At 33.5% G+C, this 2,752-nt stretch carries 2 protein-coding genes; both read right to left on the bottom strand.

Translation table 11 applies throughout. From position 1 onward, the window contains the following. Positions 1-245: 245 nt before the first annotated feature. The gene (locus F6K13_RS27105; protein WP_282433637.1) at positions 246-377 is read right to left on the bottom strand and encodes a hypothetical protein; all 132 of its coding nucleotides are present in this window, start codon (positions 375-377) and stop codon (positions 246-248) included. 7 nt (positions 378-384) lie between these two features. Then, the gene (locus F6K13_RS27100; RefSeq protein WP_124154923.1) at positions 385-2,448 is read right to left on the bottom strand and encodes a thioredoxin domain-containing protein; all 2,064 of its coding nucleotides are present in this window, start codon (positions 2,446-2,448) and stop codon (positions 385-387) included. Between the last annotated feature and the right edge of the window lie 304 nt (positions 2,449-2,752).

Below are 2,752 nucleotides of genomic sequence, written 5' to 3'. Positions count from 1 at the left end.
AATGATTTGATATTTTTGATAGAATTGGATTGTGGATTAATCAATTGCTAGAATGATTAATTAATGGTTATTTTTAGTCAAAATCTAAACCAATTTTTGGCAATATCATTCCATAATGTGCAACCCCAAAAATTTTTATTGTGGGTGTTTCAAGAGAAATGATATTACTGATTAAATATCAAAGCATTGACTGATATTGGTTTTAGGTTTTTTATGTCTTTAAAAAGTATGAGCTTTTCGGTTGCTTAGGTTAAAAAAGTGAGGACTTTCACCGAAGCAAAAGCCGAAAAATCACTCTGACAAAACTTAGCTCCTACCTCCTCACTCATTCCCATTTCTCCTGTCTCCTGTCTCAGCAAAAAGACTTTATTCAGCAAACCCTAATTATTTAGCCCAACGATTTTGACTTTGTTCTAGATGTTCTAATAATTCTTGTTTATTCAAAGAAGGTTTTTTACATATCAAACCTTGGCAAACTAACCCTACAGAATTTTTTGGTAAATCTGCTTCAACTTTATAAATAGTAGTAGAAAAATACTCAGTAATTAAACTAGAAATTTCTGCTTGAGAAGTTCTAACTAAAGTTTGGTTTCTATACCATTCAAGAGCAATAAATAAACTCGGACAAGCTTGAGGAGATTTTTTCATTATGCTGCTAAAAGCTGTTAAAGCTGACTCAGCTTGGTCGAGATAATATAATTCTTCAGTTAGCAAAGATAGACGTACTAAATTAGCAACTGCTATGCCATTTGCCGCCGGAGTTGCATTATCAATATAGTTTCGTTCTCGTAATATTAATTCTCCACTAACGTCGCTTGGTGAATTGTAATAACCTGATGCTTCTAAACTCCATAAAAATTCATCAAATTCATCTTGTAATTTTACTGCTGTGTCTAGCCAAAAATTAGTATTTGATGAATTAATAGAAGCTTGTTGTAAGTCTAGCAAAGCTTTAATAAATAAAGCATAGTCTTCTGACTGCGCCATTACTGCAGGTTTACCTTCATAATTTAATCGATGAAAACGTCCGTTAACCCACTGATTTTTGATGATGAAATTAGCAGCATTAATGGCTAATTCTAGATATTCTGAATTGTTAAATACTGTGGCTGCTCGTGCCAACCCTGAAATCATTAAACTATTCCAAGCAACAATCATTTTAGTGTCTGTTACTGCCGGAATTCTAGCAGGCCAGTTATTATTTTTTGCTTCTTGGTTGTTGGTTGCTGCGGGGAAAGTTTTTACAGAAAAAGGTTTGGCTCCATACCGTAATTCAAACAGTTTAGATAAAGAATTTTCTACAGCTTCACTTAACTCTCCTACTTGCTTTCTTTGCAAGACAATTTTTCCCTCGAAATTGCCACTAGATACTATGAAAAATTGTTCTGATAGTTCAGATAATTCTTCTGAGGTTAATAAATTTTCTAATTCTTGATAATTCCAAATATAGAAAGCACCTTCTTCCGGTTCAGCTTCATCTGGAGTGGTAAAACTATCAGCATCTTGGGAAGCATAAAAAAATCCGTCTGGTGCAGTCATTTCTCGTTTTAGCCAATTTATTGTGCCAATAATTCCTCGTTTAAAAGCTGGTTCTTGATGTCCTGCACTCCATAAATTAGCCAAATATTCAACAATTTGACCGTTATCGTAGAGCATTTTTTCAAAGTGGGGAACTGTCCAAGTTGCATCTACTGTATAACGATGAAAACCTCCGGCAACATGGTCATAAATTCCTCCTAATGACAAATGTAATCCTCGTTGTAAACAAATTTGATTACCATCATATTCAGATTCAAAATTAAATCTTGTTCCTTGTAATGCTGCTTGTCCATAAGGTATCATCGGAAAACTTTGTTGAGAGTAGCGATCGCTAATAATTGCAGTACTAACTTCTAAACCTTTTTGCAGTATTTCTTGGCTTAAATCTTCTGCTTCTGGTAATAAAACTGATTTTCTTAATCCCTCCAACATTTCGGATTTTAAATCGTTAAGTTTATTTTTTTCAATGTCATAAAATCCCCTAATTTTTTGTAAAACTTCTAAAAATCCTGGTCGTCCATAACGAGGTTCAACAGGGAAATAAGTTCCACCAACAAAAGGTGTTAAATCATCAGGAGTTAAGAATATATTTAACGGCCAACCACCCTGTCCAGTTAACATTTGTAATGCCTGCATATAGATACTATCTACATCAGGTCGTTCTTCTCGATCTACTTTTATTGGTAAAAATTTTTCATTCAAATATTGGGCGATTTTTTCATCAGAAAAAGCTTCCCCTTCCATAACGGTACACCAGTGACAACTTGAATAACCAATTGATAGAAAAATTGGCTTATCTTCTCGCCGTGCAGTTTCTAAAGCTTCTTCACTCCACGGCCACCAATCTACAGGATTTTCTGCGTGTTTGCGGAGATAAAGACTTTGAGATTTAGCTAAACGATTGGTCATTTTTTCTTACTCCCTAGTTATTGTTAATATTGTCAATTATTCTGGTACTTTGAAAAGTAAATGATTAACATTTCCGCAGATTATAACGTATTTATGAATTTTAGGGCTTGATTTGTAAGAATTCAGCTATTAGCAGTCAGCACTTCAGCAATTAGTAATTATTCATTACTTCTCAGGTTTGGCAAGGGGACCCATGACATTCAACAATTAATAATTAATTATTAATTATTAATATAGCAATATGATTTGAGTTGTGAGAATTGAGATGTTCCTTAAAAGTATAGAATATAGCAATTATTATATA

Source organism: Okeania sp. SIO2B9, assembly GCF_010672505.1.
Taxonomy (GTDB): domain Bacteria; phylum Cyanobacteriota; class Cyanobacteriia; order Cyanobacteriales; family Microcoleaceae; genus Okeania; species Okeania hirsuta.
The sequence above is the reverse complement of the archived record's forward strand: the minus strand, read 5'-3'. Positions and strand labels throughout refer to the sequence as shown.